A 7,073-nucleotide genomic window follows, 5' to 3' on the forward strand; every position below is an offset into this window, starting at 1 on the left:
TCGGGAGAAGGTTGGGATGGGGGGATCAAAATAAAGTATTTTTCCTTATTTTTGATCCTCCTCACCCCAACCCTCTCCAGCAGGAGAGGGAGCTTTCTTCTTAACTTAACGGCATTGCCGGTAGACCCGAGGGTATGGAAAAAAACCGCCTTTAATCGGGAACTCATGGAGTCCGTTCCCGAAAAAATCGGAATTATCCGCTTGAACGAGCCGCCGGTTACCTTTGGCGGGCTGTTGTTTTTTTCTCACCCAGGAATTGTATATCGGCACTGAATCGTCCGATAGAATTTTTGTTTTAAGAGATCTTCAAGATGTATTTGCTAAAGCTCCACAACGGGGCAACCGTTGCCTGGTGATTTTGGTTGAAGTACATAAAATTTTCGACGACGTGCTGGAGGAGTGTGTGTCCGGCTTTTGAACAATCTGGAACAAGGTAGTATGTATACAAGTCATTTTTCATTACAAAGCCTGCCGTTTGAAAACGTTTGCGATCCGGCATTTTTTTTCGACCATGGCGATTATAGCCGTGTGCTCAATCGCATGATCGATAGCTTATTGGCGGGAAGAGGTTTGATGGTGGTGGCGGGGCCTATCGGCACAGGGAAAACCACCTTGAGTCAAAAACTCATGGTGTCCATTCCCGAGAAAACCAGAATAATTTGGATAGGCGAACCGCCGGATACCAGTGACGAACTTTTACTTTTTCTCACACAGGAGTTGCATATCAGTTCTGAATCGTCAGGCAGGGTTTTTGTTTTAAGGGATATTAAGGAGCAATTGCTAAAGTTCCACAACGAGGGCAACCGCTGCCTGTTGATGATGGATGAGGCGCACAAAATATCCGACGATGTGCTGGAGTGCGTCCGGCTTTTGAATAATCTTGAACAAGGCGGCATTAAGCTTATCCAAATGCTCCTGATTGGGCAGGAGGAATTTCTCGATAAATTGTCCCAACCTAATCTGGAGTCGTTTAAACAGCGTATTGCCTGGTTGGAATCCATTGGCAAAATGACTCCTTTGCAAACGCATGAATATATTTTGCATCGATTGAAAGTCGCGGGGAGTCAGTCAAGAATTTTTACTGACGATGCCATTGAAATTATTGTACATGCTGCTCGAGGCACTCCTCGCTTAATTAATACGTTTTGCGATAGGGCGCTTCGTATCAGCTATGAATCCCAAAAAACTCTAGTTGATCTGGATAGTGTGAGACAGGCAGCCGATGAAATAGGGTTAGGGAGCGAGGTTTTTCTGCGGCTGTTGACGCATCGAAAGGATGAAACGGCGCAAAGTACTGAACAGCAAGATGCGTCTTTAAAGGATAACGCCAACTCGGCTGCGTCCAATCCAAGAAGAATAGAAACCACACCTGTTGACAAAATCCGCCCGGTGCGAAAACATCAGGATGAGTCCTCATGGACGCTTACGATATTGCTGCTTTGCGGCTCTATTTTATTGTTGGCAGCGAGTCTTTGGTTTTATATAACAAACACATGAGCGTGAACTTAACATTTTAACTTCAGAAGTCTGCCGACGGTTGTTATTCGTTACGAAGCTCAAAATCAGAGGCGGAAAACAGGGGCAGACACGGTTTATTTCTTTCTTTGGCCTGCCTACGCATTTCGATGTTGCGCGCCACGCTCAATCCTGACCTTAAACCGCTCGCGATCCAGCCTCCATCCCTTGTGGGCGGATTCGCGAATATCCGCCATATCAGCGTCAGGCATAGGGTGCACGAAAATTGCCGATAGGCGGTTTGCCTGCTGTCCTAAGCGAAGATATTCCTCGTGTTCCGCCACCGACCGGCGCTCGATCCGGATTCAATCAGAGTGTTATGACGATAGCTCGACCAAGGGTCGTCTTGCGGTTGAGCAACCATCCCCCGACCTTATCGGATTGAGTTTGATATAACACGCTTGTCAAACGGCTTGCAATCCCCATCCGCTCCATACTGCTGATCTGCCAACACCCGGCCAGCAACGTCCTGACCAAAACTGATGCTCAGCAAGCAATCGTAAATCCTGCCGGCGCGATCCTCCCCATCCTATCAGGCCAAGTGCTTCATGACAGCACTTGGACACAATTAAATTTACTTTAAATATCATATCCTTATTGCCCATTAGAGAAACGGTTTTTAGCGCAAGACCAAATCGGGCGCAAGCTGGCACGTCTCGTGCTTTACCTGTAGTCATAACGCCCGAATCAAGGCCGGCAGGTACATAGATAAACGGCGTTGTCAATTTTGTGTTTGCACAGCGGATTCGGCTTAACCGAATCGCCTTCGGGCCAGATCTCCCGCCTGACGGGCAATAGAGCCGGCGGAATCCCTGCGCAATGGATACTTCAACGAGGAACATCGCAATGAGCAGTCCTTTAGCATTTACCACTCCCTTTGTGCCCGCCGCCCCATCGCTGGATTGGCAGTCGGGCGGCGCGGCTGCGCTGAAAAACGCCGCGAATTCATCGCCGGCGCCGCTGAGCACAGCACTGGCCGATTTCAAATACACCGGCAACAACCGCGACCGCCAGCCATTCGACTACCTGTTACTGGGCGTGCTGTCGATCGTCATCCATGCCGGCATAGTCCAACGGTTCGACAGCGCAGCGCTTGAACAGGAGATTATCGAGCCCGCCAAACCCTTGTCTAAGGTCCAAATCACCCTGTCCAGGCCACAGCCTAAACCGGTTCCACCGCCGCCGGTAGCCAAACCTAAACCGCCCAAGCCGAAAGTAGTGCCCCTGAAACCGCAGAAACCCAAGCCGGTGCCGAAAGTGGTCGAGCAGACCCCGATTCCTGAACCCATTCCGTCTCCGGTGATCAGCGACGCGCCTACCGCACCGACGCCTGCGCCACCTGCACCGCCGCCTCCGGTCGTGGAGGAGAAAATCACTGCGCCAACCGCCGGAGCCGACTATCTGCACAACCCGGCGCCGGAATATCCTGAAATCGCGATGGAAAGAGGCTGGGAAGGCAAGGTGTTAATGAAGGTTCATGTCCAACCCAACGGCAAGCCGGACACGATTAACGTGATTAAGTCCAGCGGCCAGAAAGTGCTGGACGATGCGGCGGTGAAAACCGTCAACCAATGGTCTTTCGTACCGGCCAAACGTGGCGACACCCCAATCGCCGGCTGGGTCACCGTTCCGATCACATTCAACTTATCTTGAGGAGACTTACATGTCTAATATAGCAACCAGCTTCATCGTCGACGCCACGCTCAATACATTAATAGGTGCTTCCGTGGTTACTTGGGCCCTGATCCTGATCAAGAGCATCCAGCATCTGCGCATTTCCTACCATAACCGCCGCTACAGCAAAGCGTTCTGGGGCGCGCCCAGCATTCAGGCCGCCGCCCATCTCGATCATCAGCAAGGCCCGGCCGCGCGGGTAGCCGGCATCGGTTTTTCGACGCTGATCGAAACCGAGTCAGGCGCTTCCACTCATGACCTGGAACATACCTGGGACAGACAGGAACTGCTGGATCGGCGTCTACGCCAGCAAATGCAGAAGGAACGCGGCTCGCTGGAAAGCGGACTGGCGATACTGGCCACCATCGGCAGCATCTCGCCTTTCGTCGGCCTATTCGGCACCGTGTGGGGCATCATGGGCGCGCTGTCCAGCATCAGTAAAAGCGGCTCGGCCAGCCTGGAAGTGGTGGCCGGCCCTATCGGCGAGGCATTGATCGCGACCGCCGTCGGAATCGCGGTCGCGGTGCCGGCCGTGGTCGGCTATAACTTTTTCATCCGCCGCAATAAAGTGGTCTGGGCCTTCCTGGACGATTTTGCGATCGACTTCGTGCATCTGGCTTTGAAAGCATCGTTCATCATCGAACGTTCCGGCAACAAACCGGCGGCCTCGACGCGTCTGACCGAAATAAGCGGCGGAAAAAAAGCCGCAACACGAGATATTCATGACGATCTGTCCGGCGCTAAGGAGGCGCACGCGTAATGGCCTTTAAAACACAAGAAGACGACGGCGACGTGATGGGCGAAATCAACGTCACGCCGCTAGTCGATGTGATGCTGGTGCTGCTGGTGGTGTTCATCGTGACCGCCCCCCTGTTGACCAACGCGGTTCATGTGAACCTGCCGAAAACTGCCGAAACCGCGCCTCCCGAAGAAAAGGACCCGGTGTATCTGAGCATTGATGCCCAAGGCAAGGTATTTATCGACAAGAAGGAAATCGCGGTCGATGCGGTCGAGAATGAATTGAAAACCCGTCAGGCGGCCAACCCGGAACTGGCGCTAAATCTGAATGCGGACGACGGCGTGCAGTACGGCATCGTCGCCAAGGTGATGGCGGCTATCGAACGCGCCGGCGTCACCAAGCTATCGGTGTTGACCGCGCCGAGTTAAAGCCGAATTGAATACGCTGTTCTAACCATTTGCCGCATCCACTTTACACAAAGTCCGTCATTCCGGCAGGGATTGCCAGAATCCAGGGACGCTTGAGCTTGCCATCCTTGGCGCTGGGTACCCGCTTCCCGGCGGGTATGAGGTCACTTATGTAAAACCGGATGCAATTACCGCCAAAACGGTACGCGCGGCGTACCCTATACAACTCACTCTATACCGAAGGAGATCTTTCATGGCGCGCAAAACGGCCAATGACTTCCATCCGGAAGCGCTAAAACTGTTCGACCAGTATGTTCACGGCGACATCTCGCGCCGGGATTTTTTAGCTTCGGTTCCGAAGTACGCCCTCCTGGGCTTGAGCGCCGAAGCGCTGCTGGAAGCGTTGAATCCGCGCTTCGCCCACGCCGAGCAAGTGCCCGGAAACGATCCGCGCATCGTGACCCGCTTCGTCGAATACCCCTCCCCGCTCGGCAACGGCAAGATCCGCGGTTATCTGGCCCAGCCGGCCAAGGCCGAAGGCAAACTGCCTGTCGTGTTGGTGATACACGAAAATCGGGGACTGAATCCGCATATCGAAGACATCACCCGCCGGCTGGCGCTGGACAACTTCATCGCCTTCGCCCCGGACGCCCTGTTCACGCTGGGCGGTTATCCCGGCGACGAAGACAAGGCGCGGGAACTGTTCAAAAACCTGGACAAAGGCAAGACCCAGGCCGATTTCCTGGCGGCAGTGCAGGAGCTGAAAAGACTGCCGGAAGGCAACGGTAAGGTCGGCGCGGTCGGTTTCTGCTACGGCGGCGGCATCGTCAATTATCTCGCGACCCAATTACCCGACCTGGCGGCCGGAGCCCCTTTCTACGGCGCGCAACCGTCGGCCGAAGATACCGCCAAAATCAAGGCGCCGCTGCTCTTGCATTATGCCGGCGCCGACGAGCGCATCAATGCCGGCTGGCCGGTTTACGAAGACGCGTTGAAGAAGGCCGGGGTCAAATACGAAGCTTATATTTATCCGGGCGTGCAACACGGTTTCAATAACGATACCACCCCGCGTTACGATGCGGCAGCCGCGAAGCTGGCCTGGGACAGAACCATCGCTTTCTTCAACACGCATTTACGGGCCGTCTAGCCCCGCAGGAGGATGATGTCATGAAAATCGAAGCGCAAATCTGGGACTGGCCGTTACGGCTGTTTCACTGGCTGTTGGTCGTGGCGGTCGTCGGCGCCTACACGAGCGGCAAAGCCGGTGGCGAATGGACCGACTGGCACGGCCGTTTCGGCAGCATGGTGCTGGGTCTCCTGGTATTCCGCCTGCTCTGGGGCTTTGTCGGCGGCCGGTATGCCCGCTTCAGCGATTTCTTCCCTACCCTGCCCCGGCTGATCGCCTATCTCAAAGGCCGTTGGCAAGGCGCCGGCCATAACCCGGTCGGCGCTCTGGCAGTGCTGGCGTTGCTCTGCACCTTGAGCGCCCTGGCCGGCACCGGCTTGTTCGCGAACGACGACATCGCTTTCGAAGGGCCTCTGTTCGACATGATCGACAAGGATTTCAGCGACAAACTCAGCGGCTGGCATATTAAGATCGTCAACTTGCTGGTGGTCCTGATCGGGCTGCACCTGACCGCGATCCTGTTCTATCAAGGGTTCAAAAAAACGAATTTGATCTTGCCGATGCTGACCGGCAAAAAACAATTACCGAAGATTTTGGCGCCGTCAGTATCCCAAACGACCGGAGTCCTACCGCTGATCCTGAGCCTGTTGATTGCGGGCTCTACAGTCTGGGGCGTTTGGGGGGGCAACTTTATCGATTACCTGGCGCCGCTGGCCGGCGTACAAACCGCTACAGCCGATGCAAAAACATCAAATTAACCCAAAGCTGTAATCATCGCGCCTCGAAGCATGAATCTTCGAGGCGCATCTTCATCCATCCTTTAACAACCTTTGCAAAACTTTTTAACCATCAGTTTGTGAGTCGATCACAAGGAGTCCTATATATGAAAACCCAACTGGCAACCGCCTTGGCGCTTGGCACCCTCACCGCAACGGCATTTGCGGGAGATGTCGAAGACCAGATTCGCTTCCGCCAATCCGCCTACTCTTTCCTGAGCTGGAATACCGCGAAGATCAAGGCTCAGACCTCCGACCATCCGGATACTTATAATAAAGACGAGGTGATCGCCGCCGCCAATGCGATCGCCGGAGTCGCCAACTCAGGGGTTTTCGAGAAACTGTATGGCACCGGCACCGATAAAGGCACCGGTTGGAAACCCAGCCGGCTAAAACCGGAATTTTTCGAAAAACAAGACGAAGCCAAGGAATTCAACGCCAACTTCATCAAAGAAGCCAACGAATTGCAAAAAGTCGCGGCCGCAAGCGATGTAGCGGCGATCAAAACCCAGTTCGGCAAACTCGGCGCCACCTGCAAAGGCTGCCACGATCTGATACGCATCCGGGAATAACCTGTCTCACAACAATACCCGCCCTTGCGGCTACGCAGGGGCAACTTCATAACATCTCCACTCGCGTTACGCTTTCCGTACGTCTAGACACCTTGCTGGTTTGTAATCAGCCGGCCGCGGATTCGAGTCCCATCGCCAGCCTCATAAAGTAAATATCCCCCGGCAAAGCCGGGGGCTTTATGTTGTGAACCGCTCAAAGCGGTACGTGGGGTCGCTAACGCGGCCCCAGTTCAATAGCCGCCTAAAGGCGGCTTTCAGTTCCAA

The 7,073-nt window shown here is 54.3% G+C and carries 8 protein-coding genes; all 8 read left to right on the plus strand.

The window, feature by feature from the left end; genetic code table 11:
• The coding region (locus U2W12_RS00510; RefSeq protein WP_326498718.1) for a hypothetical protein at positions 1 to 273 on the plus strand (273 nt) is incomplete at its 5' end.
• A gap of 141 nt (positions 274 to 414) precedes the next feature.
• Positions 415 to 1,497 (plus strand): AAA family ATPase, encoded by a 1,083-nt coding sequence (locus U2W12_RS00515; protein WP_326498719.1) that lies wholly within the window; start codon positions 415 to 417, stop codon positions 1,495 to 1,497.
• Between the two features lie 864 nt (positions 1,498 to 2,361).
• Complete coding sequence (locus tag U2W12_RS00520) at positions 2,362 to 3,168, plus strand: energy transducer TonB (protein WP_326498720.1); 807 nt, start codon at positions 2,362 to 2,364, stop codon at positions 3,166 to 3,168.
• Between the two features lie 10 nt (positions 3,169 to 3,178).
• A complete protein-coding gene (locus tag U2W12_RS00525) occupies positions 3,179 to 3,949 on the plus strand; it encodes a MotA/TolQ/ExbB proton channel family protein (RefSeq protein WP_326498721.1) in 771 nt (256 codons plus the stop codon).
• Positions 3,949 to 4,356, plus strand: coding sequence for a biopolymer transporter ExbD (locus tag U2W12_RS00530; protein WP_326498722.1), 408 nt, complete (start codon positions 3,949 to 3,951; stop codon positions 4,354 to 4,356). Before U2W12_RS00525 ends, U2W12_RS00530 begins: the two co-directional genes overlap by 1 nt.
• Positions 4,357 to 4,588: 232 nt before the next feature.
• The gene (locus tag U2W12_RS00535; protein ID WP_326498723.1) at positions 4,589 to 5,482 is read left to right on the plus strand and encodes a dienelactone hydrolase family protein; all 894 of its coding nucleotides are present in this window, start codon (positions 4,589 to 4,591) and stop codon (positions 5,480 to 5,482) included.
• A 20-nt stretch (positions 5,483 to 5,502) separates the two neighbouring features.
• Positions 5,503 to 6,219 (plus strand): cytochrome b/b6 domain-containing protein, encoded by a 717-nt coding sequence (locus U2W12_RS00540; RefSeq protein ID WP_326498724.1) that lies wholly within the window; start codon positions 5,503 to 5,505, stop codon positions 6,217 to 6,219.
• A 125-nt stretch (positions 6,220 to 6,344) separates the two neighbouring features.
• Positions 6,345 to 6,809 (plus strand): cytochrome c, encoded by a 465-nt coding sequence (locus tag U2W12_RS00545; RefSeq protein ID WP_326498725.1) that lies wholly within the window; start codon positions 6,345 to 6,347, stop codon positions 6,807 to 6,809.
• Positions 6,810 to 7,073 lie beyond the last annotated feature (264 nt).

The sequence above is a fragment of the Methylomicrobium sp. Wu6 genome, assembly GCF_035916875.1.
Classification (GTDB): Bacteria; Pseudomonadota; Gammaproteobacteria; order Methylococcales; family Methylomonadaceae; genus Methylomicrobium.